This window comes from Xanthomonas cassavae CFBP 4642 (assembly GCF_000454545.1).
In the GTDB taxonomy this organism is placed as follows: domain Bacteria; phylum Pseudomonadota; class Gammaproteobacteria; order Xanthomonadales; family Xanthomonadaceae; genus Xanthomonas; species Xanthomonas cassavae.
The window spans coordinates 3,975,078-3,999,899 of sequence record NZ_CM002139.1 but is presented as its reverse complement, the minus strand read 5'-3'; the positions used below and the strand labels follow the sequence as shown (position 1 = coordinate 3,999,899).

Genomic DNA, 24,822 nt, shown 5'->3' with positions numbered 1-24,822 from the left:
AATAGTAAATACGGAACTTCCGAAAGCCTTGCTGGTCATAGCTTTCGTGATAAGTGGCGGTTCGGTATCGCGGCCGCTATCCTAGCGCGTCATCTCAGGCGGCAGACCCGTCCTGTGCCACCACCCTGGAGAATTGTTTGATGAAGTTGCGTTCTATCGCGGTCGCTGTGGCGGCCCTGGCCCTGACGGGCAATGCACTGGCCCAGGACACGACGTCCGAGAAGGGCAAGTTGAGCTACTACTTCGGCTATGACTACGGCAACAACCTTGCCGAGCTCACCGGTCGCGGCGAGCAGCTCGACATCAACTCGGTGGTCAAGGGTCTGCAGGACGCCTATGCCAAGAAGCAGCCGGCGATCACTGCCGACCAGCTGAAGCCGGCAGTTGAAGCGTTCCAGAAGCGCGAGCAGGGCCGTGCCCAGCAGGCCAAGGCCGAGTACGACAAGGCCGCTGCGGCCAACAAGACCAAGAGCGATGCGTTCCTGGCCAAGAACAAGAGCACCGCTGGCGTGCAGACGCTGCCGAGCGGCGTGCAGTACCGCGTGATCGAAGCGGGCAAGGGCGCAAAGCCGACCCAGGCCAGCACCGTGCAGCTGGAAGTGGCTGGTCCGTTCCCGTTCGGCGACCGCGAGAAGGCACGTCCGGCGCAGCAGATCCCGGCCATCAAGGTCAGCGAAGTCGAAATGCAGGCCATGCGCGACACGCTGCTGCAGATGCCGGCCGGCTCGAAGTGGGAAGTGACCCTGCCGCCGGAAAAGGCCTACGGTGCCGACCCGCGCACTCCGTTCCCGCCGAACGTGGCAGTGCAGTTCGAAATCAAGCTGGTCAGCGTCAAGTAGTCGCATTTGCTGTTGCAGTGACAACGCCGGCCACCAGGCCGGCGTTGTCGTTTTGGATCGGTAGACAGGCGCGAGCAGAGCGATGGGAAAACCGCACCGGTTCGGCAGGAGCGAACGATGAGCGACACCGATTCGGCCGGTGCGCAGCTGGCCAGCCCGTGTATCGGTGTATGTTCGTTGGACGCGCAGTCGCACTGCGTCGGCTGCCTGCGCAGCCTGGATGAAATTGCACGCTGGATGAGCATGAGCGACGCCGAACGCCAGGAGTTGTTGCACACCGTCTTGCCGGCGCGCGGGCTGCTCGCTGCGCTGCCCGAATATGCGCGGATGCGGCGGGCGTTGTATCCACTGGACACCGCGCCCGACGGGCCGGGCTGGAACCATGCCGAGCTGATCGATCTGAGCGAAGGCGGTGCCTGCGCCGAAGCGGCGGTGCTGTGCGGCCTGGTGCCGCGCGAACAGGGCACCACGGTGCTGCTGACCCGGCGCACCGACAGCCTGCGCCATCATGCCGGGCAGGTCAGCTTTCCGGGCGGGCGCATGGAGCCGTCCGATGCCGACGCGGTGGCGGCAGCCTTGCGCGAGAGTTGCGAGGAAATCGCGCTGGGCGCCGGGCAGGTGCATGCGCTGGGCTATCTGGATCCGTTCCTGACCGTGAGCGGCTTTCGGGTGACGCCGGTGGTGGCGGTGATCGACCCCGGTTTCGTGGCGGTGCCGCAGCCGGAGGAAGTGGCCGAGGTCTTCGAGGTGCCGCTGGCTTATTTGATGGATCCCGACAACCTGCGCAGCGTGGAGCTGGAGTTCCGCGGGCGGCCGCGCCGCGTGCTCGAATACGATTGGCCGGGGCAACGCATCTGGGGCGCCACGGCCGCCATTCTTCTCAATCTTCGTCGTCGCCTGGAGCAGGTTGCATGAGTACAGAGCCGAACTGGACCACGCTGGTGGACAGCGCCACGCTGGCAGGCGCCTTGTCGCATCCGCAGCTGCGCATGCTGGACGCGCGCGCCGCGCCGCCGACTGCGCCGGACCCGGATGCCGCACGCAAGGCCTACGCGCAGGGGCATCTGCCCGGTGCGCAGTACGTGGATCTGGAGCATGACCTTGCCGATCTGTCGCGGCCCGGGCAGGGGCGGCATCCGTTGCCGCACAGCGCCGACTTTGCCAGTCGTCTGGGCGCATGGGGCATCGAGCCGGAGAGCCAGGTGGTGGTTTACGACGCCGGCGATGGCAGCATGGCGGCCGCGCGCGCCTGGTGGATGCTGCGGCTGATGGGACATCGCCAGGTGGCGGTACTCGATGGCGGGCTGGCTGCCTGGCGCGGCGCAGGCCTGGCGCAGACCACCGAGCCACCGGCATTGCACGCCGGCCCTGCGTATCCGGGTGGTTTCGATGCCGATGCGGTGGTAGAGGCCGAGCAGATCCAGGCCCGGCTGCAGCAGGCGCCGGGCTGGCTGCTGGATGCGCGGGCCGGCGAGCGTTTTCGCGGCGAAGTGGAGCCGATCGACCCGGTGGCCGGACACGTGCCCGGTGCGCTCAGTCGCCCGTTGGACCTGAGCCTGCGCGATGGCCGCTTCAAGCCGGCGCACGAGTTGCGTGCGGAGCTGTCCACGTTGCTGGGCACGTACCGGCCCGAGCAGGCGGTGGTGATGTGCGGATCCGGCGTGACTGCCTGCCATCTGCTGCTGGCGCTGGAAGTGGCCGGGCTGCCCGGTGCGCGCGTGTACGCCGGTTCCTGGAGTGGATGGCTGCAGGATCCGTCGCGTCCGGTCGCGACCACTGCCTGATCAGGCACACTACGGGCAGGACTGGTGTCTGTGGGGACGCAGGCTCGCGGCGCGGAGCGCGGTTTCTTGCAGGGTTGGGGATGACATGCGGTTGCATTCGCAGGCCGGCGTCGTGTGCGCCGCAGTAATGTCGATGGCGGCGTGTTCGGCGGGATCCACCGCCGACACCGACGGTGTGCGGATAAGCGGCCGCCATGACGCGGACGGCACGCAGGTCTATCAGCTCGCACTGGAAGAGGCGCGCGCCCGGCGACTGGACCAGGTGCGCGCACCCGATGGCTGGCTGAGCTACACCGGCTCCGGTCGCCTGCGCGCAGGCCGTTACCGGGTAGGCAGCGATCCGCACAGCGATCTCGTCCTGCCGGCCGGGCCGGCGCAGTTGGGCGAGCTGAGCCTGGATGCCGCAGGACATGTGTATTTCCGCGCTGCGGCCGGCGTGACGGTGCGCTTGAACGGGCAGCCGGTCGGTGAGGTCACTCTGGAGCCCGAACGCGCAGGTCGGCGTGGCGACCGGCTCGACGTGCAGAACCGGCAGTTCTATCTGGTGCAGACCGGCACGTTGTTCGGCTGGCGTTTCCGCGACCCGGGCGCAGCGGCAGTCAGCCGTTTTCAGGGTTTCGACTATTTTCCGACCGATCCGCACTGGCGCTTGCAGGCGCGCTGGCAGCCGTATGCCACGCCACGCAGCGTCACCTTGCTGACATCGATCGGCACGCCGCTGACGGTGGAGGTTCTAGGTGAGGCCGTGTTCAAGCGCGATGGCCGGGAGTATCGCCTGCAGCCGATCGTGCAGGACGACGTCAGTGGATTGTTCTTCCTGTTCGCCGACCGCACCAGCGGCAAGGAGAGCTATGGCGGCGCGCGTTATCTATTCACCGCGATGCCACGCGACGGGCAGGTGACCCTGGATTTCAATCTGGCCGAAAATCCGCCCTGCGCCTTCACCACCCATGTGGTCTGCCCGATCGCGCCGCCGGAAAATCGGCTGGACGTGGCGGTGAACGCGGGCGAAAAGACCTATCGCGCGCTGGACCCCTGATCACTCTGGCGTTGCACGCACTGACCGGGCATGCGTTCAACGCATCGCATGCGACCAGTTGACCGCCGCTTCGATACGGGGCCACGGAAACAGGGGGCCAGGATCGAGCTTGCGCTGGATCTTGCGCGCTGGATCGTCGCTGGCCGCTTCCAGCGTGGTATCCAGTTCCTGGTGACCGGCGATGCGATGCACCGCAGGCAGCTGTTGTTGCAGCCATTGCAACAGCGTGACAAGCGCGGCGATCTGCGCCTCTGGATATGGCTCGTGCATCTGCTGATGGCGCGAATCCAGCCAGTGCGGATACCGCCCGCTGTTGACCAGTTCGATGCCCAGCGTGTGCGGGTTGTGCCCACGCACATGATGGGCGACGCGCTCGAGCGCGACGTATTGCTGGATGCTGCCATTGCGATCGATGTAGTAATGGCCGCTATTGCCGGTGCCGCTGTCGTAGAGCACGCGCTCGCCGTAGTCGCGCGCCATCGCCATGTCCGGCAATTCGGTGCAATGGATGACCACCATGTCGATCTGGCCAAGCGCGCGGCGGGCCAGGCGCGATTCGTAGGGCAACGGCGCGTAGGTGATCGGCGGCGACGGCAGGACGGCATCGGACATGAGGTGGATGCTAGCATTCGACGATGGCTTTGAATCCCGACAGCCCCCTGGGCAAATTGATGGCGACGCTGCCGCAGACCGGTCAGGTGACCTGGATCGGCGTGCGTCCGGCGCGTGATGTGGAGATGCTGGAGGTGGACGCGGTACAGGCCACCGCCGGCATCGGGTTGGTGGGCGATCGTTACAAGGGCGGCAGTGGCAAGCGTGGGGTCACCCTGATCCAGGCCGAGCATCTGCCGGTGATCGCGGCGCTGGCCGGGCACGCGGCGATCGCGCCGGCCACGCTGCGACGCAATCTGGTGGTCAGCGGGATTCCGCTGATCGCGTTGAAGGGGCGGCGTTTCCGTATCGGCGATGTCGAGCTGGAAGGCACCGACCCTTGCGACCCTTGCTCGCGCATGGAAGACGCGCTGGGAGCCGGTGGCTACAACGCGATGCGCGGGCACGGCGGCTTGTGCGCGCGCATCCTGCGTGGCGGCGTGGTGCGGCTGGGCGCTACGGTGCAGGCGCTATGAGCCGCGGTCACTGCATTCTGGCGCACGGCTTCGAAAGTGGTCCGGCCGCACGCAAGGTCACCGCGCTGGCAGAGGTGGCCGAGCGTCTGGGCTGGACCCACGAGCGCCCGGATTTCACCGATCTGGATGCGCAGCGCGAGATCAGCCGGCTTGGCGATGTGCAGGGGCGGCTGCTGCGGCTGTTGCAGATTGCGCGTGCAGCCGCAGACAAGGGCCCGCTGGTGCTGGCCGGTTCCAGCCTGGGGTCCTACATCGCCGCACAGGTGTCGCTACAGGTACCCACCCAGGGCCTGTTTCTGATGGTGCCGCCCACCACGATGGGCCCGATGCCGGCACTGGATGCCGCGCCGGTACCGATCTCCATCGTGCATGCCTGGCGCGACGCGTTGATCCCGGCGGCGGAGGTGATTGCCTGGGCGCAGGCGCGGCGTGCGCGGTTGTTGCTGGTCGACGACGAACACGATCTGGCTGCGCATGTGGATGCGGCGTCGGCCGCGTTCGCCGATCTGTTGAACAGCCTGTGATGCACGCGTGCCGTGGCTGGCGCTGCCAACGAGGTCAGCGATGAACGTGCTGATTCGCGCAGCCGGTGAAGACGATGCGGCCGCCATCGAGATTCTGACCATGGTCGCGTTCATGCGCGACGACCACAGCCGCCACGACGAGCAGCACGTGATCGCGGCACTGCGCGAGGACGAGGCGCTGGCGTTGTCGTTGGTGGCCGATCACGACGGCTACGTGGTGGGGCATCTGGCGGTTTCGCCGGTATCGCTGTCGGACGGCTCGTCCGGCTGGTACGCGCTGGGGCCTTTGGCGGTGGGGCCGGGGCATCAACGCCAGGGTCTGGGCACGCGGCTGGTGCAGGCGGCATTGGCGAATCTGCGCGAACGCGGCGCGGCCGGTTGTCTGGCATTGGGTGCGCCGGGCTTCTTCAGACAGCTGGAATTTGCGGTCGAACCCGGACTGACCCTGCCCGAAGCGCCGGTATCGGAACTGCAGGCGCTGGCATTCGGCGACCGCCTGCTGCCCCTGGCCGATGTGGCGTATCACCCGGCATTCGGACTGGGCTGAGAGCGGCAGCGACAACGTCACCGGCGGCCGTTCGTTGGAGATGGACGGGAGCGGCCGGCATGCACGCACCGGCAAAGATTCGTTTCCCGGCAACTGGCCTCGTCCTTCCGACCACCGCGCGGTGGTGGGCTCTGCAACCTTGGGCACGACGATGGAATCCCCCATTGCCGATGCGGAGGCGGACCATGCAAGACAACGATCTGCACCCGGGCCAATCCACTTCTCGTGGCCAGCTGATTTCCCATTCCACCGAGACCCCGCCGCAGGACGAGGCCCTGTTGCAGGCGGTTCGCGCGCGTCTGCGGGCCACCGCCAGCGGCGCCGATGCGCACGTGGATGAACTGCTTGCCCTGGTGGACGAGCTATGGACCTTCGCGCTGGGTCGCTTTCTGCTCGTCAGTCGCGGGCTCAATGCCGAATGGACGCACCAGATGGTGACCCATCCATCGGGAAGCTTGGCGAAGGAGTCGACACCGGCGCTGCAATACGCGTTGTTCGAGTCGATGCCCTCGCTGTTGGCCACGCGCGAGCGGTTCGGCATTTTTCGTCAACAGCTGCAGGCGTTGCTGCGTCCGGGCATCGTCCTGGCATCGATCCCTTGCGGCTGGATGGGCGAACTGCTGCTGCTCGACTATCGGCAGTGCCCCGGCGTGCGCCTGATCGGCGTCGACCTCGATCCCGAGGCGCTGGAGGGCGCGCGCCGCCTCGCCAGCCAGCATGGTCTGGAGGGCCAGCTGTCGCTGCAGCTCGACGATGCCTGGGCACCGGGAGAGGCGGCCAGCGTGGATGTGCTGACCAGCAATGGCCTGAACATCTATGAGCCGGACGAGGAGCGCGTGGTGGCGCTGTACGGCAGGTTCTACGATCGCTTGCGGCCGGGTGGAACGCTGGTGACCAGCGCACTGACGCCTCCACCTGGTTTGTCTCCCGAGTCTCCCTGGAACTTGGACGCGATCGATGCGGAGGGCCTGCGTCTGCAGACGCTGGTGCTTGCCGAGATCGTGCAGGTTGCCATCTCGTTCCGCACCCACGCGCAGACCCGGGAGCAGCTGGAGCGCGCAGGCTTTGTGGACGTGCGCTTCATCGACGACAGCACCTGCGCGTTTCCCACGGTGATCGCGCGAAAGCCTGCCGACTGAGCGCGGCTGCGTCGGAGCGCACGCGAAGGTGCAGCGGCGCGGGGCTTGTCGCGCCGGCACGCGGATGCCCAATGCTGCCAACCGCACGCCGATGTCCTGTAGCCCGGCAACACGCCGTTGCTTGAACGCGTGGCCGTATGCAGGCATGTGCGGAGCCAGACCCCTGGGGTGTTGCACCGCTCGGCGCGCGCTTTGCCGGCGTGGCGCCGGTGCTGGACGCGCTGGAGCGTATCGAACGCGGTAGCGTGGCGCCTGCCGATGTCGAATTGGTAAGCGAGCGCTGGACGGCGCATGCCGGCTTTGCCGCCGCGCCGCAGCAACACGGGCTGGGCGGGGCGCGATCCGCAGTTGCCAGCCGCCCAGCTCGCATGCAACGCATCGTCGAACTGTCGGCGCCGGGGCTGTGCAGCTACGGCGGCAACTACACCGATCACGCGCAGCAGCGCGCTCACGAGCAGCAGGCGGCGGCCGAGCTGCTCGCGCGGCGCAAGCAGGCCCGCGCGCGTGGCGAGCAGGCGCTGCAGACGCAGCAGCAACGCCAACAGCAACGTCAGGCGCGCGGGGCACGCCGCGCCGCGCGGGCCAATCAGACGCCGATCCTGCTCGGTGCACAGAAACAGCGCAGCGAGCTCGGTGCCGGGCGTCTGCAACATCGCCGGCAGATCGCGCAGGCGCACCTGACCGCGGCGGTGGTGCAGGCCGCGGCGCAGGTGCAAGACCCGCAGGCCATTGCCGTACCGGCGCCGGCGCAGCCAGCCATCGCGTCGCGGCGGCCGGCAACGCTGCAGCAGGTGGGACTCGGCGATCGGCGGTGGGGCGGGCGACAGCTGGACCTGCTGCTGCACGGGCAGCAGCGTATCGGCTTGGTCGGCCCCAACGGCAGCGGCAAGTCCTCGTTGCTGCAACTGCTGGGCGGCCAGCTGAGCCCGGCATCCGGCCATTGCCAGGTGCATGTGCCGGTGGCCTAGCTGGACCAGGACCTGGGCATGCTGGACCCGGCGCACTCGGCTTTTGCGCACCTGTATGGCGCAGACCCGGATACCGCCGCGCGTTCGCAGCGCCTGCGGCTGGCCCTGATGGGGCTGGATCGGGCGCGCGCGGATCTGCCCTGCGGCCAGCTCAGCGGCGGGCAGCCGCTCAAGGCTGCGCTGGCCTGCGCGCCGTACCGGGCACGGCCGGCGCAACTGCTGTTGTTGGACGAGCCCACCAATCACCTGGATCTGGCCTCGCTGGAGGCAATCGAGGCGCTGCTGCGCAGCTACACCGGCGCGCTGCTGCGCAGCTACACCGGCGCGCTGCTGGTGGCCTCGCACGACGCCGCCTTCCTGCAGCGGCTGGGCCTGCAGCAGCGTCTGGATATCGCGCAGCCACAGTGGCCGCTGGCGTCGTGGTGAATCGCGCGGCAGGCGATGCGGCCGGCGGGGGTGGTAATGCCGGCCGCGATGGCCGACCATTTGCGCCCGTACCCGGCGGCCACGGCACTGCCCCTGCGGGCGCCGGCCCGCCGTCCTGCTCCCACGCTCGCCGCCGCGGCCAGCGTCTTTATCGATACCTGCCTACGTGAAATTCTTCGCATCCTGCGCCAAAGGCCTGGAATACCTGCTTGCCGATGAGCTGCTGACGCTTGGCGCCAGCAAGGCCACCGCCACCATTTCCGGCGTCAACGTCGAGGGTGAACCGCGCGACGCGCTGCGCGCCGTCATGTGGTCGCGCCTGGCCAGCCGCGTGCTATGGCCGCTCACCGAGTTCGACTGCCCGGACGAGGACGCGCTGTACGCCGGTGTCGCCGAACTGCCGTGGGACGAGCACCTGTCGGTGGGCCACACCTTGTCGGTGGATGCGCACGTCTCCGGCACCGCGATTACGCACGCGCGCTATGCCGCGCAGCGCATCAAGGACGCGGTGGTCGACACCATGCGCCGGCAAGGGCTGGAACGCCCGTCGGTGGATGTGGAAAGCCCCGACCTGCGGTTGAACCTGTCGCTGCGCAAGGGCCGCGCCACCATCTCGGTGGACCTGGGCGGTGGCCCGTTGCACCGGCGCGGCTGGCGCATGGCGCAGAACGAGGCGCCGTTGAAGGAAAATCTGGCCGCGGCGGTGTTGCTGCGCGCCGGCTGGCCGCGCATGTATGCCGATGGCGGCGGCTTGCTGGACCCGATGTGCGGCAGTGGCACGCTGTTGATCGAAGGCGCCTTGATGGCCGCCGACGTGGCGCCGGGCCTGCAGCGCTACGGCAGCGATGTGCCCAGTCGATGGCGCGGGTTCGATCGCGCGGCTTGGCAGCAGCTGGTGGATGAAGCACGCGAACGCGACAGCGCAGGTCGTGCCGCGCTGAAGCAGGTGATCCAGGGCAGCGACATGGACCCGCACGCGATCCGTGCCGCCAAGGAAAATGCGCAGGTGGCCGGCGTGGCCGAAGCGATCTGGTTCGGCGTGCGCGAGGTCGGCGGCCTGCAATCCCCGCCGCAGGCCACCGGCGTGGTGGTCTGCAACCCGCCGTACGACGAGCGCCTGGCTGCCGATGCGGTCTTGTATCGCAAGCTTGGCGACACCCTTCAGCGGGTGGTGCCGCAGTGGCGTGCGAGCCTGCTGTGCGGCAATGCCGAGCTGGCCTATGCCACCGGGCTGCGCGCCGGCAAGAAGTACCAGCTGTTCAATGGCGCGATCGAGTGTGCGTTGATCGTCTGCGACCCGATCGCGGTTCCGCGCCGTACGCCGTTGGCGGCGCCGACTGCGCTCAGCGAAGGCGCGCAGATGGTGGCCAATCGGCTGCGCAAGAATCTGCAGAAATTCAAGAAGTGGCGTGCTCGCGAAGGCATCGAATGCTTCCGCGTCTACGATGCCGACCTGCCGGAATATTCCGCTGCCATCGACATATATCAGCAAGCCGATGGCGACCGGCGCATCTTCCTGCATGTGCAGGAATATGCCGCGCCGGCGACCATTCCCGAGGCGGATGTGCGCCGTCGCCTGGGCGAGTTGTTGGCGGCTGCGCGCGAGGTGTTCGAGGTGCCGGCCGAGCGTGTTGCATTGAAGTCGCGCGAGCGTGGCAAGGGCGGCAGCAAGTACGGCCGCTTCGAGCAGCGCAACGAAATCGTCAACGTGCGCGAGCACGGCGCGCTGCTGCGGGTGAACCTGTTCGACTATCTGGACACCGGCCTGTTTCTGGATCACCGCCCGTTGCGCGGCACCATGGCGCAGCAGAGCAAGGGCCGGCGTTTCCTCAACCTGTTCTGCTACACCGGCGTGGCCAGCGTGCAGGCGGCGGTAGCCGGTGCCAGCGCGACCACCAGCGTGGATCTGTCCGGTACCTACCTGCAGTGGTGCGCCGACAACCTGGCCCTGAACGGCCAGGCCGGCAGCAAGCACAAGCTGGTGCAGGCCGATGCGCTGGCCTGGCTGGAAGCCGAGCGTGCGCATTTCGATGTGATCTTCTGCGACCCGCCGACCTTCTCCAACTCCGCGCGCGCGGAGGATTTCGATATCCTGCGCGAGCATGTGCGCTTGCTGCGCGCTGCGGTTGCACGCCTGGCGCCGGGCGGCGTGCTGTATTTCTCCAACAACTTCCGCCGTTTCAAGCTGGACGAGGAAGCGGTCGCCGAGTTCGCGCAATGCGAGGAAATCAGCCCGCGCACCATCGACCCGGATTTCCAACGGCATGCGCGTATCCATCGCGCATGGCGGTTGACGGCCTGAGCCCAGCCTGGCTGTGTGCGATGCAGTGCTGCGTGCGGTGGCAAAGTCGCCAGCAAGCGCAGTTGCCGCATCGGCACACGGCGCAGAGCAGCCACCAAAACGACTGCGCTCACCGTCAGGCGGGCGCGGCCGGTGCGCGGTGCGGCATGTACCACGCGTACACTCCGGTTCCTCCGCGCCGTCCGCCCCCCGCCTGACGACCGCTCGCCACGTTTTGTCTGCCGCTCTGAGGCGTGGCAGCGCCTGCACGCGCGAACGCATTGCGGCCGCGCAGGCGAGGGCAGGACGCAGCGGCAACAAGCCCGCCACGGGGCTGCGGTATGCTGATTCGCACGTTCTGGAGTCGACGATGACCGCACCGCCCCGTATCGCTTTCCTGGCCAGCCCGACCGAGCCCGCGGCCAATGCGCGCGCGCGCCTGGTGCAGCGCTACGGCGATCATCCGCTGGAAACGGCCGACGTGGTCTGCGCCCTGGGCGGGGACGGCTTCATGCTGCAGACCCTGCATCGCCATGGTGCTGCCGACAAACCGGTGTTCGGCATGAAGCTGGGCTCGGTCGGGTTCCTGATGAACCAATATCGCGACAACGAGGACGATCTGTTGGCCCGTCTGCAACGCGCCGAGCCCGCCCACCTGCGGCCACTGGAAATGCTGGTGCAGACCGAATCCGGTACCAGTGCCGGCTCGCTGGCCTACAACGAGGTTTCGCTGCTGCGGCAGACCCGTCAGGCTGCGCATCTGAGCGTGGATCTCAATGGGCAGACCCGCATTGCCGAGCTGATCGGCGACGGCGTGATGGTGGCCACCCCGGCCGGCAGCACGGCCTACAACTATTCGGCGCATGGTCCGATCCTGCCACTGGGCTCGCACACCCTGGCGCTGACCCCGATCGCGCCGTATCGCCCGCGACGCTGGCGCGGCGCCATCCTCAAGGCCGATACCGAAGTGCGCTTCCGCGTGCTCGATCCCTACAAACGTCCGGTCAGCGTCACCGCCGATTCGCACGAAATCCGCGATGTGGTGGAAGTGACCATCCGTGAATCCACGCAACGCCGCGTGACCCTGCTGTTCGACCCGGAACATAACCTGGAAGAACGCATCTTCAGCGAGCAGTTTGCAGTTTGAGGGCGGGGATTGGGCATTTGCGATTTGGGATTGGGCAGATCGACAGCGCAGCATTGCGCGGCGCGTGCTGTGGAAACGGTAGGATGCAGCGCTGTGGCTGCAGCAGCATTGCGCTGTTGCCTTGACCAATCCCGACTCCCCAATCTCCAATCCCGGCACCCAAATGGCTGACAACTCCCCCAGGTTATTGACCGTCGCGGTGACCTCGCGCGCGCTATTCGATCTCGAAGAGGGCCACGCCTTGTTCGAATCCAGCGGGGTGGAGGCGTATTCTGCGTTCCAACGCGAGCACGAGGACGACATCCTGCAGCCGGGCGTGGCGTTTCCGGTGGTGCGCAAGCTGCTCGCGCTCAACCACGACGTGCCCGAAGAAACCCCGCGCGTGGAAGTGATCCTGCTGTCGCGCAATTCGGCCGATACCGGCCTGCGCATCTTCAATTCGATCCAGCATTACAACCTGGGCATCGTGCGCGCGACCTTCACCTCCGGCGAGCCGACCTGGCCGTACGTCAAACCGTTCGGCACCGATCTGTTCCTCTCGGCCAACCCGGACTCGGTGCGGCGTGCGCTGACCCACGGCATTGCCGCAGCGACCATCATGCCGCGTGCGCCTGGTGAACGCGCCGAGGCGGCTGCAGCGATCGCGGACAACGACGAAAGCCGGCTGTCCACGCAGCTGCGCATCGCCTTCGACGGTGACGCGGTGATCTTTGGCGACGAGAGCGAACGCATCTCGCGCGAGCAGGGTGTGGAAGCCTTCGGCCGGCATGAGCGCGAACGTGCGCGCGAGCCGTTGTCGGTGGGGCCGTTTCGCAACTTTCTCTCGGCACTGCATGCGCTGCAGGCGGCGTTCCCGCCCGGCGAAGCCTCGCCGATCCGCACCGCGCTGGTTACTGCGCGCTCGGCGCCGGCGCACGAGCGGGTGATCCGTACCCTGCGCGAGTGGGGCGTGCGCCTGGACGAGGCGCTGTTTCTCGGCGGCCGACACAAGGGGCCGTTCCTTGAAGCATTCGGCGCGGATATCTTCTTCGACGATTCGCAGCACAACATCGACAGCGCACGCCAGCATCAGCATGTGGCGGCTGGCCACGTGCCGCACGGCGTGGCCAACGATCCGCCGAGCCGATGAGCGAAGCGCCGCCGCCATTGCGCGTGGCATTGCGTCGCACCTGGCGCACGCTGGAGCTGTCTTTCAGCCACGACACGGTGCAGACCCGCATGGCGCGCTGGGCGCCGCATCGGCTGGTATTGCCGTATACGCGCAGCATGCTGGCCGCCATGTGGTTGCAGCCGCATCCTGCATGTATCGGCTTGATCGGCATGGGCGGTGGTGCGCAGTTGAAGTTCTGCCACCGCTATCTGCGTCACACGCGTATCGAGGCGGTGGAGGCCGATGCGCAGGTGCTGGCACTGCGCGATGCGTTCGCGCTGCCACCCGACGATGCGCGGCTGGAGATCAGCCTGGGCGATGGTGCGCAGTGGATCAGGGGGCGGGACGGGCGATACGACCTGTTGCTGCTGGATGCCTACGATGCCGATGGCATCCCGCCGGCGCTGTGCACCTGTGAGTTCTACGCACAGTGCCACGCTGCGCTGACCCCCGGTGGCGTGATGGCACTGAATCTATACGACGTGCCGGTCGCAGAGCCGCTGGCGCAGCTGCGTTCGATCTTCGACGGGTTGGTACTGGTATTGCCCGAGCAGGATCTGCGCAACCAGGTGGTAATCGCCTGGAACCGCCGAGGTACCCCGGGAACGCCGGGGCAGGCCCTGGCGGGATTGCCATGGGCGGCACGCCGCCAGCTGCGTCCGGCGATGCAGCGGCTGCAGGCAGCGTGGCTGGAGCGTGCCTGGCGGTTTTCGTAACCCGGCCAGTGCCGATATACGGCTTGGCTGGTTGGCGTGGCGCCGGCGCAGCGTGGCCGGTGGGTGGATCGACAGCGTGCGATATGCCGCACCTGTGCTGAGGCTAAGAGCGGCTAACAGAACGTAGCGAGCAGTCGTTAGGTGGGTGCGGGCGGCGCGCAGGAACCGGAGTGTACGAGTGGTACATGAGGATTCCGAGCACCGACCGCGCCCGCTTGACGGCTGCGCAGTAGTTTTGTTGGCCGCTCTAAACGGCCCCGGCAGTTTCCCGGCAATCACCTATCGGCGTGCGCGTGCCATTGAACTGGCACGCCGACCTGCGAGCGCATCACACCCCGAGGCGAGCAGTTATCAAGTGGGTGCGGCTGGCATTGCAGGAACCGGAATGTACGGGTGGTCCAGAAGGATTCCGGGCACCGGCAGCATCCGCCTGGCGGTTGCGTCGTCGAGGTGTCAGCGGCTCTGGTGCGCGACGCTCCTGCTCCCGGCAACGCACTGCTGCGCCGCGCACTAGCGCGTTGGCGCTGGGGTGGCGTCGGTCAGCGGCAACTGGATATCGGTCAGCCGCCAGCGCAGGCCCTGGCGGGTCAGCACGAAGGTCACCGGCGCACCGTTGGCGGTCTGCGTCGTGGCGGTGAAGCGTCGGGTGGATTCGAAGCGCTGCGTGGCGCCGTGCAACGGACGCGCCGGTGCCGGCGCCGCGTAGGTATCGGCACTGACGGTATCGCCGATCATGCGATTCCACACGCTATGGCCTTGTAGCAAGGCACCGATGCCCAGCGGCGTCACCAAGGTATCCACGCCGGCGCCGCTGATGCCGCTGGCCAGTTGCAGGGCGAAGCCGCCGAGCAGGCTCGATTGCATGCTGCTGCCGGCCTGTCGCACCAGATAATCGTCCAGCTGCGCCTTGAGATTGACGCGCAGGCTGGGGAAATCCACGTAGCGGTCCAGCTGCGCGGCATCGCGCTCGGCGATCGCGTGGCTGATGCCACGGATCGCCAGATACGGCCCGGCCACCACATAGCCGGCCAGCAGGACCATCATTGCCAGGGGCAATAACCACCAACGCTTCTTCATCGTTCGCACTCCGTTGCCAGGGTCGGTGGGGTGGTGGTTGCGCGCAGCCAGTGCGTGCAGGCATGGGCCCGATCACACGCGCTACGGCGAAGGCGGCACTGCGCCTGCCGCCTGCCGCATCAGAATTCCAGATCCAGCGCCGCACACAGATAATCGACAAACGGCGCCAGCGTCACCAGGTCCGCCTCGATGGTCTGGCGCAGGCGTGGCCCGGTCATGACGGTGTCGTCCAGGTGGCGCAGGTAGGCCCAGTTGCGGTGCTTGAGATCGTCGATGAACTCGAAATCGTTGGGAAAGCCACGCGGTGAACGCACCAGCTTTTCGCTGTCGTCCAGCGCAAACTTGCGACGCAACTTGGGGTTATGCGCGGCCGCTTTCCAGCTACCGGGGTTGTCGAAGATGAACTGCCGCAGCTTGCGCTGGGTGTCCGGTTCCGGATGCCACAGACCTGCGCCAACGAAGCTCTCGCCCGGCTGCAGATGGAGATAGAACGAGGGGGCCGGTAATTCGCGCCGGCGCGCATGGAACAGACGCGCGCCCTGCCAGTTCTTGTACGGCGATTTGTCGTTGGAAAAACGCGCGTCGCGGTAGATGCGAAACAGCGAGCCACCCTGGGTCTTGGGGTCGGCGCGATAGTGTTCGCTCACCTGCGCCAGGCCTGGTTGCAGATCGGTGATCAGCTGCAGGAACGGCTGGCGCACATGCGCCTCATACTGATGCCGGTGGTCGTTGAACCAGGTCTTGTCGTTGTGGCGGGCCAGGGCGCGCAGGAACTTGAAACTGGCGTCGGAAAAATAGGTGGTCATAGCGTGCGTTGGAGGTCCGAACCCCAGGCGGCGAGCTGGTCGAGTAGGGCTTGCTTGGTAGCATCGTCGGGGTGAGCAAGCCGTAAATCCGCAATCTGTGCGCGGTACTGGTCCAGGGTGACTTCGCCCAGCCCGTGGTCTTCGAGCAGGCGCTTGCGGCGATACTGGTTCCAGCGTTCCTGCTCGTCCAACGACAGCGTCTGCGGCCAGTTGCGCGCGCGGTAGCGGAACAGCAACTCGATCAGGCGCGGGTCGCGGAACCGCGCCTCCAGCGCGCCCAGCTCGGCGGGCGCGCTGGCGCGCACCCGGGTCAGCAGGCGCTTGTCGCCTTCGGCCAGGAAGCCGTTGTAGAGCGAGGCGTCGGCATCGTTGCCTGCCGCACCGGCGCCGCGCTCGCTGGCATAGACCTGGCGGACCTTCTCGGCCAGGGCGGGGCCGAGGGCGCGCAGGCGTTCGGCCTTGGCCAGCACCGCGTCGCGGTCCACGTCTAGGCGCTGGAAATCGGCGTCGCGCAGATGCTGCCAGGCGACCAGCGCCGGCGACTTGTTCAGATGCACTTCCTTGAGCGGAATGCGTTGTTCGCCCTCGGGCAGATCGGCGGCGCGGATGTACAACCGCTCGGCGATCTCCTCCGGGCTCAGCCGCAGCAGCACCTCCGGGTCGCCGTCCAGATCGAACACGATCACCCGGCTGTCGATGCGTGGGTGCCGGGTCAGCGGCAACACCACTGCTGCGCACAGGCGCGAGGCCGGATAGCGCTGGGAGATGTGCAGCACCGGCTGCATGCCGATCACATCCAGCAGTGTGGCGGCAAAGCGCTTGTCGCGCAGGCGCAGCGCGTAGTCCCACAACTTCGGCTGGTGCTGCTGGAATTTGCGCGCCATGCCGATGGTGGCGTACACGTCGGACAGGGCCTCATGCGCATCGCCCTCGCGCACGTCGTTGGCATTGGCCAGGTGTTCGAGCTTGAACGAGGTGGCGCCGTCCTCGCGCTGCGGCCAGGCGATACCGTCCGGGCGCAATGCATGCACCAGGCGCAGCACATCCAGCAGGTCCCAGCGCGAATTGCCGCCGCGCCACTCGCGCTCGTATGGGTCGTAGAAATTGCGGAACAGGCCGCAGCGCACGAACTCGTCGTCGAAGCGGATCGAGTTGTAGCCCAGCGTGCAGGTCTGCGGGCGGCTCATCTGCTCGGCGATCCGTGCGAACGCTTCGGCTTCGGTTACGCCTTCGCGCAGCGCATGCTGCGGCGTGATGCCGGTGACCATGGTGGCGTAGGGCGAGGGCAGCAGGTCGTCGGCGGGCTGCACGAAGAAGCTGATCGGCTCTTCGATCACGCGCAGCTGCGCATCGGTGCGCACGGCTGCAAACTGCGCAATGCGGGTGCGGCGCGGGTCCTGGCCGAAGGTTTCCAGGTCGTAAAAGAGAAAGCTCTCGGGCATACGGTTGCGACATCCAGATTCGCGGCGCGCGGCGTATGCGCCGCCAGTGGCCGCTAGTATCCCCGATTGTCGTGCTCGCACGCTGAGGCGTGGCTGTGCGGGATGCGCGCCGCCAGCGACGCGATGCCGGGGCCGGCCTCAGTGCGCGCCTTCCAGCGGCTCCAGGCGTGCATGTACCACCGCTTCCAGCGCGGCCCAGTCGATCCGCGACAGGTCGCTGTGCCCACGCGTGGCCTCGACCAGGATCTGCCGCTGGATCTCGCTGCGCGCCAGCGCGATCGAATAGCGTGTGCGCAGGAAGGTCACCATGGTGTAGTGCGGTACGAAGCGGGTGGGCCAGCGCGCCTGCAGTTGCTGCTCGAGTTCGCGTTGCAGCAGGAAGGCGGCATCGCCCACGCGGTCGCGCATCTCCAGGTAGTTCTCCAGCGCCATCTGCTGGATCGCGGCGGTATCGTCGCGGCGCGCGGCTTCGAACGCAGCGAATGCGCTGCCGATGTCGTCATGCGCATCCATCTGTTCGGCCAGCGCCACGCAATCTTCGAATGCGCAGTTCATGCCCTGGCCGTGGAAGGGCACCATGGCGTGCGCGGCATCGCCGATCAGCAGCGCGCGGCTGTCCAGGTGCCAGCGCTCCAGGGTCAGGGTGCCGAGCAGGCCGGGTGGGTGTTCTTCCCAGTGTTCTCGCAGTTGCGGAATCAGCGGCAGCGCATCGGGAAAGTCGCGAGCGAACAGGGCATGCGCTTCTTCGCCGGTGCGGGTGGTGGCGAAGCTGGGCTCACCGGCGTTTGGCAGGAACAGGGTGACGGTAAAGGTGCCGCCATCGTTGGGCAGGGCAATGCACATGTAACGCCCGCGCGGCCAGATATGCAGCGCATTGCGCTCGATGCGGAAACCGCCATCGGGCAGCGGCGGAATCTCCAGCTCCTTGTAGGAGTGATCCAGGAATTCGATGCGCTCTCCCAACGGCGATTTGCGCTGCATCGCCGCGCGCAGCGCCGAGCCGGCTCCGTCGCTGCCGATCAGGCTCTGGAAATGGATCTCGTGCGGCTGGTCGTCGCGGTCGTCGATGAAACGCGCATAGCCGGCGTCGAAGTCCACGGTGTGCAGGCGGCGATAGAAGTGCACGCGCGCGCCGGCCTGTTCGGCCAGATTCAGCAGCGCAATATTCAAGGCAGCGCGGTGGATCGACCAGATCACCTCGCTGTCGTCGCGGCCATAGCGCTGCAGCTGCGGCTGCCCGCTGACCGGGTGCACCATGCGCCCGCGCATCATCACCGCCTTGGCCATCACTGCGTCTTCGGCCCCGGCCTGGCGCAGCGCATGGCGGCCGCGCTCGGCCAGCGCCAGGTTGATCGAGCGTCCGGACTCGTAGCCCTTGATACGCGGATCGCCACGGCGTTCGTAGACGGTGACCTGCCAGCCACGACGCGACAGCAGGATGGCCAGCAGGCAACCGGCCAGGCCGGCGCCGATCAGGATCAGGGAGCGAGGGGAGACTGGGCTCAATGCAATGTCCGGCAGCAGCCGGACGCAGCGCCGGCGAAAAGGGGAAGGCAGCGACGGGCGATGACGTCCGCCCTGGCGTCAGCCCTGGGCGGGCCCGGAGTGTACGTGGGCACGGGGCGGTTCCGGGCGCCGGCCGTGGGGCCTGGTGGCACTGCAGTCAGCCTGCGGCGCTCAGGCGGCGGCCCAGGCTTCCACCTGTTCCACGAAGGTGTGCAGATCGCTGAAACGGTTGTACAGCGGTACCGGCGCAATGCGGATCACGTCCGGTTCGCGCCAGTCGCCCAGCACGCCGGCGGCATGCAGATGCTCGTACAGTGCGCGCCCCTGCGCGCGCCCGCCAGCCACGCGCAGCGACAGCTGGCAGCCGCGCCGCGCCGGTTCGGCCGGGGTGACGATCTGCAGCAGCTGCGGCAGGCACGCGTGGATCAGCTGTTCCAGATGGCCGGTGAGCCGTTCGGACTTGGCGCGCAACGCGGCCATGCCGGCCTGGTCGAACAGCGCCAGCGAGGCGCGCAGCGGTGCCAGCGCCAACACTGGTGGATTGCTCAGCTGCCAGCCCTCGGCACCGGGCGAGGGCACGAACTGCGGGTCCATGCGGAAACGGGTCTGCTGCTCGTGTCCCCACCAGCCGGCCATGCGCGGCAGATCGCTGGTGGCGTGACGCGCATGCACGAAGCAACCGCCCACCGCGCCGGGGCCGGCATTGAGATATTTGTAGTGGCACCACACCGCGAAATCGACGCCATCGTCGTGCAGCGTCAGCGGGATGTTGCCCACCGCATGCGCCAGATCGAAACCCACCATCGCGCCCTGCGCGTGTGCCAGCCGCACGATTTCGCCCAGCTCGAAGGCCTGGCCGGTGCGGTACTGGATGCCGGGCCACAGCACCAATGCCAGGCGCGGACCATGTTGCGCGATCGCATCGGCAATGGCCGCCATCGACAACGTGCCGTTGGCTTCATCGGCCTCCACTTCGATCAGATGTGTGGCCGGATCCAGCCCGTGCAGGCGCAGCTGCGATTCCACCGCATGGCGGTCGGACGGGAAGGCACCGGCCTCGATCAGGATCGCGCCGCGCGCTGCGGTAGGGCGATAGAAGCTGGCCATCATCAGATGCAGATTGACGCTGAGGGTGTTCATCGCCACCACTTCGCCGGGTTGCGCGCCTACCACGCGCGCCAGCCCGTCGCGTACCAGCTGGTGATAGGTCAGCCACTGGGTGGGACCGGTGAAGTGGCCTTCCACCGCGAGCGCGCCCCACTGGTCGAGCACCTCGGTCACCATCGCACGTGCGCCACGCGGCTGCAGGCCCAGCGAATTGCCGACGAAGTAGGTCTGGTCCGCACCGGCATGCTGCGGGAACACGAAGGCATCGCGCAGTGCGTGCAGCGGGTCGGCGGCATCCAGCGCTGCGGCGTGGGGACGGGACAGTGAGTCGGTGGTCATCGGGCTGGCAGTGGGCTGGAGCGATGCGGCAGTTTACCCGCCGGCTCCGTGGACGCCGTCATGCGCTGCCGGCGCTTCTGTCGAGATCGCTCGGGCAGGGCGCAGCAGGTGGGTCAGCGTGCCGATGCTGTCGGTGACGCGGTCGATGGTGTCGGCCAGCGCGGCATTGGCCGGCGAGGCGTCGGGCAGTGCGGCCAGCGCCTCGGACAGCACGCGTTCGGCGCTGCGCAGGGTGGCGGCGGCAGGGGTGCCACCATCCACCAGGCAGGCGATGAGTTCGGCCAGGGCCTGGTCGGCGCGATCGGCAAACGCCGGCAGCGCGTCCAGCGTAGGCAGGGGCTGGCCATCGCGCAGTGCCGCTTCCAGCAGCAAAGTGGCACGGATCAGCCGGTTGCCATTGGCCAGCAGCGATTCGGCCAATGTGAGCTCGTGCAGGTTGCGCCGGCTGCGCGGCTCCCCGCGCAGGCGTTCGATCGAGGCCTGAGTATTGGTGCGCGCCACACGTGCCGCAGCACGGCTGTCGCCCAGGCGCTCCATCCGCCCGAGCAGCAGGTTGTTCAGGTGCTCGCGATAGGCATCGAGCAACTGTGCTAGCGCGGCGCGGATATGCCGACGTTCGCGTGTGGGCCACAGCGCATAGGCGATCAGCGCCAGCGCGCTGCCGGCCACCGTGGCCTGCAGGCGTGCGCCGACCGCTTCGCCGGGCGCGACGCCTTCGAAGGACAGCAGCAGCACCAGCATGCCGGTGAGAAAGGCCACGCCGATGCCGTAGTTGACCTGGGTCAGCAAACGGAATCCCAGGCAGAACAGCGCCAGCAAGGCCAGGCGGATGCTGGCGCCATCCATCGCCAGGTGCGCCAGCAAGGTGGCCAGCAGCAGCCCGAGGAAGGTGCCGGCCACGCGCAGCGCGCCGAAGCTAAAGGTGCCGCCGAAGTCCGGCTTGAGCACGATGGCGGTGGTCATCGGAATCCAGAAGCCGTGCGGAATCTGCTGCCAGCGCTGGAAGGCGATGGCCAACGCCAGGCACACGCCGCAGCGCAATGCGTGCCGAAACGCCACCGAGGATAGATTCAGGTTCGCGCGCAAGGTGGCCCACCTGGCCGCGGGCCGCAACGCGGCCGGCAGCCGTGCTTCGGCCAGTTGCGCCTGGATGTCGCCGCGACTGCTGGCCCAGTGCGCATTGCGGATCAGCGCACGCAACTGCCCGCCCAGGCCGTGCGCCCGCGCTACCGCCACGCGCACCAGCCGGCGCTCGCGGGTGTCGGCATTGTCGTGCTGAAACTGCGCCAGCGTCGCGACCAGATCGTCGAAGCCGGTCATCGATGCGTCGGCCGCCACCGGGTCTTCGCCCACCGTCATCGCATGCGCCAGCTGGTCCAGCACGATGGCGCTGCGTTCGAGCACGCGCTCGATCGCCGGGCGCGCCTGCGAATCGCTCAATCGGGTATCGGCATCGGCCAGCGACAGCAACTCCAGCCGAACGCGATCGCACAGCTCGGCAATGATGCGAAAGCTCTGCACGGCGATCGCACGCGAGCGATGTTCGCCATGCAGCATCACCATCGCGTCCAGCACTTCCTGGGTGGCCGGCGGTGCCGCGCCGGTCTCCGGACGTTGCCGGGCGATGCCGGCCAGTTGGCGCATCAGCTCGGCCAGCGCAAACCGCTCCGGGCGATAGCGCTGCAATGGCCAGGCCGCCAGGGCCAGCACCACCTGCAGCAGGCCGCCGGCAAAGATCAGCGCCGCCACCCCGGGCGCCTGTTCGACCGGCAGCCGCATGTCGGCGCTGACCACCAGCAGGATCATGCTGGTCAGGCCGACCCGACCCGCCACCGGTCCCAACGCCACCACCAGGCCGCCACCGAGACCGAGCAGCAGTCCGGCAAGCACCAGGGCCGGCGTGTCGTGCCCGACCCACACGCCCAGCAAGGCCGCCAGACCCGCTGCCAGCGCGGCCATCAGCATGCGCTGCAGGCGAGCGCGGTACGGGCCCGGTTGATCGGAGAACATGGTGTTGAGCGCGCCGCTGCACACCGCCAGCCCGGCGGCCACGTGCCCGGTGGCCACGCCGATCGCCAGCGGCAGGACCACCGCCGCCGTATTGCGCAGGGCGACGCGCAGCGGCACATCGCGCGGTTTGAGGTCGATCAGTGCGCGCAGCATGGCGCCGGCGGCCGTGGTGCCTGTGGGTGGGTCTGCCTCGGTGGCTGCCTGCACACGCCGGATTCGGGCAGCTGGGGAGCATCGCCGGCCATGCCCTGTATCGGGCACATCACGGCGCGCGACGCGCATCGTGTCAGGCCTGCCGCCCACCGCTGGCGCATGCGCTCGCCCACTCAGTCGGCGGTCGCGGCATAACGTTCGGGGGCAGGGTGTACCTGCCCGCATCGTGTGCAGGTACGCAGCGCCAGCGAGCGGTAGAAGTGATCGAACACCGGCGGGAAGTCGGTTTCGATATTGCGCAGCGGGAATATCGCCTCGTACAGTTTGTGATTGCAATGCGCGCAATACCACTGCAGCCCGTCGCGTTCGTGGGGCAGGCGCTCGCGCTCGATGACCAGGCCGACCGAGCCGGCGGCGCGCTGCGGCGAATGCGGCACCTTCGGCGGCAGCAGGAAAATTTCGCCGGCGCCGATCGGGATGTCGCGCGGCACGCCCTCGTCCTGCACTTTCAGCACCATCTCGCCTTCGAGCTGGAAGAACCACTCCGGGCCTTCGTCGTAGTGATAGTCGGTACGCGCATTCGGCCCACCGACGATCATGATGATGAAGCCGTCCTGCTGGATGCACTTGTTGCCTACCGGCGGTTTGAGCAGGTGGCGGTGCTGCGCGATCCAGGCATGCAGGTTGATCGGCGGGACCAGCATCGACGTTCCTCGGCAAAGAAGACGTCCAGCATAGCCAACCGACGGCGCCGATGGGCGCCGCGGTCGACCATGCATGCGGCTGCGACTCAGCGTTCGGCGTGATCGGCCTGGATCTGCGCCAGCGCGGCGTCGTACCGCTCCTGCAACAGTTCCGGGCGATCGATGGACATGCCCAGATCGTGCGCATGCCCATCGCGCAGGCTGTACACCCAGCCATGCACGCATAGCGCCTGGCCGCGGTCCCAGGCATCGCGCACGATGGTGGTGCGGCAGACGTTGACCACCTGTTCCAGCACATTGAGCTCGCACAGGCGCGCATGCTGCACCGGCAGATCGCCGGCATCGTGCAGGCAGGCTTCGTGCTTGTCCGCCACGTCGGTGACGTGACGGATCCAGTTGTCCACCAGGCCCATGCGCTTCTGGGTAAGGCTGGCGAACACGCCACCGCATCCGTAGTGGCCCACCACCAGGATGTGCTTGACCTTGAGTACGTCGACCGCGAACTGGATCACCGACAGGCAGTTCAGGTCGGTATGCACGACGACGTTGGCGATGTTGCGATGGACGAACACTTCGCCCGGTGCCATGTCGATGATCTGGTTGGCGGGCACGCGCGAGTCCGAGCACCCGATCCACAGATACTCGGGCGTCTGCTGGGTGGACAGCTTGGAGAAGAATTCCGGGTCTTCGCGACGGATACGCTCTGACCAAGCACGGTTGTTGTCTAGCAGATGGTTGAGTTCGTTCATGGCGGGGATTATTCCAGAAGCCCGTGCAGCGCGTGTCAGAACCGCGTCGAAGACGTCCGTCATGGTGCGTCCGACACGGCCGCGATCAGGTCTGGTCAGTCGCGTTCGGGGTTCCAGGCCCAAACTGGAACCGGCACCGAGGTTGCAACGCCACTGCCGCGATAGAGTGGGCCCAATCCCGACAGACCCCAATCCATGGCCGATTTCACGCAGTTTTTCCCGACGTTTCTTCGCTTCCAGGGCGGATTCGTCGATGCGCCAGACGATCCTGGCGGGGCGACCAACATGGGAATCAGCCTGGCGGTGTTCAGGCAGTCGGCCCAGGCCAGGCTGGGGCTGGAGCCGACCCTGGAGGCCCTGCGGCAATTGACTGTCGCCCAGGCCGCCTCCCTCTACAAGGCGCTGTACTGGGACAGGGTGCAGGGCGATGCAATCCAGTTGCAGCCATTGGCCGACATCGTGTTCGATTTCTATACGGATGCAGGCGCCAATGCGGTGACATTGCTGCAGCGGCAACTGGGCGAGATGGGGCAGCAACTGCCCACCGATGGCGTGTTCTCGGCCCAGACATTGGCGGCGCTGCAACAGGTCGACCAGACCCAGCTCTACATGCGCTACAAGCAGGGGCGCGTGGACTACTACACCCGGTTGGCGGCAGCGCGACCGGTACTGCAGCGCTTTCTGAAAGGCTGGCTCACCCGTGTCGCCAGTTTCCCGAACCTGTCATGACCTGGAGTCTTCTCGATGCACCAAGCGACCGGTAGCGAGATGGGCGATTTGAGCGAGATCCGCTTCGTAAAGCGAATCGCAGTGCGCAAGGGCCACGGCGACCGGCCGGCTGCCGACGACCAGGATGCGCGGGCGATGGACCTGCTCAACCGCTGTCTGGCGGAATTTCCCAAGGGGCGCATCATCACCATCGAGAAGCACACCAGCATGGAGCAGATCGGTGCGGAGCAGGTGTCGGTGGAGTGGGTGTGTTACCACGTGGGCTTCCCGCGCCGACCGGCGTGGCTCGTGGACATGGACTGAAGAACCCCCACCGATGCGCGATACCGCATGGTCCGGCACTGCGGGATCATCCAGCCTCGTCCTCCCTGCTGCAGACAAGGAGCGTGCGTCACTGATCGGCGCGACTGACCGGCGCGGCGGGATGCCGAGAGCGGCTAAAAAGTCGTCCCTGAAAAACCCCGCCATCTCGGTCATAGCAAGGCTTCACCGGCTGCACGGGCGTGCCGGAAT

At 67.4% G+C, this 24,822-nt stretch carries 23 protein-coding genes, 2 other RNA genes and 2 pseudogenes; 17 read left to right on the top strand and 10 right to left on the bottom strand.

Going from position 1 to position 24,822, the window contains the following annotated elements; genetic code table 11:
• The first annotated feature begins 140 nt into the window (after positions 1 to 140).
• The 4 genes from XCSCFBP4642_RS0117615 (at position 141) to XCSCFBP4642_RS0117600 (ending at position 3,662) form a co-directional block, all read left to right on the top strand.
• The gene (locus XCSCFBP4642_RS0117615; RefSeq protein ID WP_004429231.1) at positions 141 to 839 is read left to right on the top strand and encodes an FKBP-type peptidyl-prolyl cis-trans isomerase N-terminal domain-containing protein; all 699 of its coding nucleotides are present in this window, start codon (positions 141 to 143) and stop codon (positions 837 to 839) included.
• 117 nt (positions 840 to 956) lie between these two features.
• Positions 957 to 1,754, top strand: coding sequence for a CoA pyrophosphatase (locus tag XCSCFBP4642_RS0117610; RefSeq protein ID WP_029220938.1), 798 nt, complete (start codon positions 957 to 959; stop codon positions 1,752 to 1,754).
• A complete protein-coding gene (locus XCSCFBP4642_RS0117605; protein WP_029220937.1) occupies positions 1,751 to 2,623 on the top strand; it encodes a sulfurtransferase in 873 nt (290 codons plus the stop codon). Before XCSCFBP4642_RS0117610 ends, XCSCFBP4642_RS0117605 begins: the two co-directional genes overlap by 4 nt.
• A gap of 85 nt (positions 2,624 to 2,708) precedes the next feature.
• Complete coding sequence (locus tag XCSCFBP4642_RS0117600; protein ID WP_029220936.1) at positions 2,709 to 3,662, top strand: DUF1684 domain-containing protein; 954 nt, start codon at positions 2,709 to 2,711, stop codon at positions 3,660 to 3,662.
• A gap of 36 nt (positions 3,663 to 3,698) precedes the next feature.
• Here XCSCFBP4642_RS0117600 and XCSCFBP4642_RS0117595 read toward each other — a convergent pair whose 3' ends face one another.
• On the bottom strand, positions 3,699 to 4,274 hold the full coding sequence (locus XCSCFBP4642_RS0117595; RefSeq protein ID WP_029220935.1) for an N-acetylmuramoyl-L-alanine amidase: 576 nt from the start codon (positions 4,272 to 4,274) through the stop codon (positions 3,699 to 3,701).
• Positions 4,275 to 4,297: 23 nt separating this feature from the next.
• Here XCSCFBP4642_RS0117595 and XCSCFBP4642_RS0117590 point away from each other — a divergent pair, with 23 nt between their 5' ends.
• The 11 genes and pseudogenes from XCSCFBP4642_RS0117590 (at position 4,298) to XCSCFBP4642_RS0117550 (ending at position 13,687) form a co-directional block, all read left to right on the top strand.
• Positions 4,298 to 4,789 (top strand): MOSC domain-containing protein, encoded by a 492-nt coding sequence (locus tag XCSCFBP4642_RS0117590; protein WP_029220934.1) that lies wholly within the window; start codon positions 4,298 to 4,300, stop codon positions 4,787 to 4,789.
• Positions 4,786 to 5,313 carry an alpha/beta hydrolase gene (locus tag XCSCFBP4642_RS0117585; RefSeq protein WP_029220933.1) on the top strand — a complete coding sequence of 176 codons (528 nt, stop codon included), beginning with the start codon at positions 4,786 to 4,788 and terminating at the stop codon, positions 5,311 to 5,313. Before XCSCFBP4642_RS0117590 ends, XCSCFBP4642_RS0117585 begins: the two co-directional genes overlap by 4 nt.
• Positions 5,314 to 5,353: 40 nt before the next feature.
• On the top strand, positions 5,354 to 5,860 hold the full coding sequence (locus XCSCFBP4642_RS0117580) for a GNAT family N-acetyltransferase (protein WP_029220932.1): 507 nt from the start codon (positions 5,354 to 5,356) through the stop codon (positions 5,858 to 5,860).
• Positions 5,861 to 6,045: 185 nt separating this feature from the next.
• Positions 6,046 to 6,999 (top strand): SAM-dependent methyltransferase, encoded by a 954-nt coding sequence (locus tag XCSCFBP4642_RS0117575; RefSeq protein WP_029220931.1) that lies wholly within the window; start codon positions 6,046 to 6,048, stop codon positions 6,997 to 6,999.
• 185 nt (positions 7,000 to 7,184) lie between these two features.
• Positions 7,185 to 8,393 (top strand): annotated as a pseudogene (locus XCSCFBP4642_RS25945) (ATP-binding cassette domain-containing protein); the annotation flags it as partial.
• Positions 8,372 to 8,563 (top strand): annotated as a pseudogene (locus tag XCSCFBP4642_RS29705) (hypothetical protein). The pseudogenes XCSCFBP4642_RS25945 and XCSCFBP4642_RS29705, both read left to right, overlap by 22 nt.
• Positions 8,560 to 10,695, top strand: a complete 2,136-nt coding sequence (gene rlmKL, locus XCSCFBP4642_RS0117565; RefSeq protein ID WP_029220930.1) for a bifunctional 23S rRNA (guanine(2069)-N(7))-methyltransferase RlmK/23S rRNA (guanine(2445)-N(2))-methyltransferase RlmL — start codon at positions 8,560 to 8,562, stop codon at positions 10,693 to 10,695. The pseudogene XCSCFBP4642_RS29705 and the gene rlmKL overlap by 4 nt, the downstream one beginning before the upstream one ends.
• Before the next feature lie 146 nt (positions 10,696 to 10,841).
• Positions 10,842 to 10,918: non-coding RNA, sX9 sRNA (locus XCSCFBP4642_RS27505), on the top strand.
• 126 nt (positions 10,919 to 11,044) lie between these two features.
• Positions 11,045 to 11,821: an NAD kinase gene (locus XCSCFBP4642_RS0117560; RefSeq protein ID WP_029220929.1), complete on the top strand. Its 777-nt coding sequence runs from the start codon at positions 11,045 to 11,047 to the stop codon at positions 11,819 to 11,821.
• Positions 11,822 to 11,984: 163 nt separating this feature from the next.
• On the top strand, positions 11,985 to 12,950 hold the full coding sequence (locus tag XCSCFBP4642_RS0117555; protein ID WP_029220928.1) for a 5'-nucleotidase: 966 nt from the start codon (positions 11,985 to 11,987) through the stop codon (positions 12,948 to 12,950).
• On the top strand, positions 12,947 to 13,687 hold the full coding sequence (locus tag XCSCFBP4642_RS0117550) for a spermine/spermidine synthase domain-containing protein (RefSeq protein WP_029220927.1): 741 nt from the start codon (positions 12,947 to 12,949) through the stop codon (positions 13,685 to 13,687). Before XCSCFBP4642_RS0117555 ends, XCSCFBP4642_RS0117550 begins: the two co-directional genes overlap by 4 nt.
• Positions 13,688 to 13,798: 111 nt before the next feature.
• Here the strand turns inward: XCSCFBP4642_RS0117550 and XCSCFBP4642_RS27500 are convergent.
• From XCSCFBP4642_RS27500 to can, 9 genes are all read right to left on the bottom strand, one after another.
• Positions 13,799 to 13,874: non-coding RNA, sX9 sRNA (locus tag XCSCFBP4642_RS27500), on the bottom strand.
• 323 nt (positions 13,875 to 14,197) lie between these two features.
• Positions 14,198 to 14,764, bottom strand: coding sequence for a DUF2939 domain-containing protein (locus tag XCSCFBP4642_RS0117545; protein ID WP_029220926.1), 567 nt, complete (start codon positions 14,762 to 14,764; stop codon positions 14,198 to 14,200).
• A gap of 119 nt (positions 14,765 to 14,883) precedes the next feature.
• Positions 14,884 to 15,570 (bottom strand): DUF2461 domain-containing protein, encoded by a 687-nt coding sequence (locus XCSCFBP4642_RS0117540; protein WP_029220925.1) that lies wholly within the window; start codon positions 15,568 to 15,570, stop codon positions 14,884 to 14,886.
• A complete protein-coding gene (gene sbcB, locus XCSCFBP4642_RS0117535) occupies positions 15,567 to 17,012 on the bottom strand; it encodes an exodeoxyribonuclease I (protein WP_029220924.1) in 1,446 nt (481 codons plus the stop codon). Before sbcB ends, XCSCFBP4642_RS0117540 begins: the two co-directional genes overlap by 4 nt.
• 138 nt (positions 17,013 to 17,150) lie before the next feature.
• On the bottom strand, positions 17,151 to 18,518 hold the full coding sequence (locus tag XCSCFBP4642_RS0117530; RefSeq protein ID WP_029220923.1) for an FAD-dependent oxidoreductase: 1,368 nt from the start codon (positions 18,516 to 18,518) through the stop codon (positions 17,151 to 17,153).
• Between the two features lie 171 nt (positions 18,519 to 18,689).
• The gene (kynU, locus tag XCSCFBP4642_RS0117525; protein WP_029220922.1) at positions 18,690 to 19,964 is read right to left on the bottom strand and encodes a kynureninase; all 1,275 of its coding nucleotides are present in this window, start codon (positions 19,962 to 19,964) and stop codon (positions 18,690 to 18,692) included.
• Between the two features lie 33 nt (positions 19,965 to 19,997).
• On the bottom strand, positions 19,998 to 22,127 hold the full coding sequence (locus tag XCSCFBP4642_RS0117520; RefSeq protein ID WP_029220921.1) for an FUSC family protein: 2,130 nt from the start codon (positions 22,125 to 22,127) through the stop codon (positions 19,998 to 20,000).
• A 173-nt stretch (positions 22,128 to 22,300) separates the two neighbouring features.
• The gene (locus XCSCFBP4642_RS0117515; RefSeq protein ID WP_029220920.1) at positions 22,301 to 22,831 is read right to left on the bottom strand and encodes a 3-hydroxyanthranilate 3,4-dioxygenase; all 531 of its coding nucleotides are present in this window, start codon (positions 22,829 to 22,831) and stop codon (positions 22,301 to 22,303) included.
• Between the two features lie 86 nt (positions 22,832 to 22,917).
• Complete coding sequence (can, locus tag XCSCFBP4642_RS0117510) at positions 22,918 to 23,580, bottom strand: carbonate dehydratase (RefSeq protein WP_029220919.1); 663 nt, start codon at positions 23,578 to 23,580, stop codon at positions 22,918 to 22,920.
• Between the two features lie 195 nt (positions 23,581 to 23,775).
• Between can and XCSCFBP4642_RS0117505 the strand changes: the two genes are divergently transcribed.
• Together XCSCFBP4642_RS0117505 and XCSCFBP4642_RS0117500 are read left to right on the top strand one after the other, a co-directional pair.
• The gene (locus XCSCFBP4642_RS0117505; protein WP_029220918.1) at positions 23,776 to 24,309 is read left to right on the top strand and encodes a glycoside hydrolase family 108 protein; all 534 of its coding nucleotides are present in this window, start codon (positions 23,776 to 23,778) and stop codon (positions 24,307 to 24,309) included.
• 15 nt (positions 24,310 to 24,324) lie between these two features.
• On the top strand, positions 24,325 to 24,612 hold the full coding sequence (locus XCSCFBP4642_RS0117500; protein ID WP_228325675.1) for a hypothetical protein: 288 nt from the start codon (positions 24,325 to 24,327) through the stop codon (positions 24,610 to 24,612).
• Positions 24,613 to 24,822: the final 210 nt, after the last annotated feature.

Excerpts from the sequence above, each read along its gene's own strand:
- XCSCFBP4642_RS0117615 (WP_004429231.1), top strand. The coding sequence starts at position 141 with ATGAAGTTGCGTTCTATCGCGGTCGCTGTGGCGGCCCTGGCCCTGACG.
- XCSCFBP4642_RS0117610 (WP_029220938.1), top strand. The coding sequence starts at position 957 with ATGAGCGACACCGATTCGGCCGGTGCGCAGCTGGCCAGCCCGTGTATC.
- XCSCFBP4642_RS0117605 (WP_029220937.1), top strand. The coding sequence starts at position 1,751 with ATGAGTACAGAGCCGAACTGGACCACGCTGGTGGACAGCGCCACGCTG.
- XCSCFBP4642_RS0117600 (WP_029220936.1), top strand. The coding sequence starts at position 2,709 with ATGCGGTTGCATTCGCAGGCCGGCGTCGTGTGCGCCGCAGTAATGTCG.
- XCSCFBP4642_RS0117595 (WP_029220935.1), bottom strand. The coding sequence starts at position 4,274 with ATGTCCGATGCCGTCCTGCCGTCGCCGCCGATCACCTACGCGCCGTTG.
- XCSCFBP4642_RS0117590 (WP_029220934.1), top strand. The coding sequence starts at position 4,298 with ATGGCTTTGAATCCCGACAGCCCCCTGGGCAAATTGATGGCGACGCTG.
- XCSCFBP4642_RS0117585 (WP_029220933.1), top strand. The coding sequence starts at position 4,786 with ATGAGCCGCGGTCACTGCATTCTGGCGCACGGCTTCGAAAGTGGTCCG.
- XCSCFBP4642_RS0117580 (WP_029220932.1), top strand. The coding sequence starts at position 5,354 with ATGAACGTGCTGATTCGCGCAGCCGGTGAAGACGATGCGGCCGCCATC.
- XCSCFBP4642_RS0117575 (WP_029220931.1), top strand. The coding sequence starts at position 6,046 with ATGCAAGACAACGATCTGCACCCGGGCCAATCCACTTCTCGTGGCCAG.
- XCSCFBP4642_RS0117560 (WP_029220929.1), top strand. The coding sequence starts at position 11,045 with ATGACCGCACCGCCCCGTATCGCTTTCCTGGCCAGCCCGACCGAGCCC.
- XCSCFBP4642_RS0117555 (WP_029220928.1), top strand. The coding sequence starts at position 11,985 with ATGGCTGACAACTCCCCCAGGTTATTGACCGTCGCGGTGACCTCGCGC.
- XCSCFBP4642_RS0117550 (WP_029220927.1), top strand. The coding sequence starts at position 12,947 with ATGAGCGAAGCGCCGCCGCCATTGCGCGTGGCATTGCGTCGCACCTGG.
- XCSCFBP4642_RS0117545 (WP_029220926.1), bottom strand. The coding sequence starts at position 14,764 with ATGAAGAAGCGTTGGTGGTTATTGCCCCTGGCAATGATGGTCCTGCTG.
- XCSCFBP4642_RS0117540 (WP_029220925.1), bottom strand. The coding sequence starts at position 15,570 with ATGACCACCTATTTTTCCGACGCCAGTTTCAAGTTCCTGCGCGCCCTG.
- sbcB (WP_029220924.1), bottom strand. The coding sequence starts at position 17,012 with ATGCCCGAGAGCTTTCTCTTTTACGACCTGGAAACCTTCGGCCAGGAC.
- kynU (WP_029220922.1), bottom strand. The coding sequence starts at position 19,964 with ATGACCACCGACTCACTGTCCCGTCCCCACGCCGCAGCGCTGGATGCC.
- XCSCFBP4642_RS0117520 (WP_029220921.1), bottom strand. The coding sequence starts at position 22,127 with ATGCTGCGCGCACTGATCGACCTCAAACCGCGCGATGTGCCGCTGCGC.
- XCSCFBP4642_RS0117515 (WP_029220920.1), bottom strand. The coding sequence starts at position 22,831 with ATGCTGGTCCCGCCGATCAACCTGCATGCCTGGATCGCGCAGCACCGC.
- can (WP_029220919.1), bottom strand. The coding sequence starts at position 23,580 with ATGAACGAACTCAACCATCTGCTAGACAACAACCGTGCTTGGTCAGAG.
- XCSCFBP4642_RS0117505 (WP_029220918.1), top strand. The coding sequence starts at position 23,776 with ATGGCCGATTTCACGCAGTTTTTCCCGACGTTTCTTCGCTTCCAGGGC.
- XCSCFBP4642_RS0117500 (WP_228325675.1), top strand. The coding sequence starts at position 24,325 with ATGCACCAAGCGACCGGTAGCGAGATGGGCGATTTGAGCGAGATCCGC.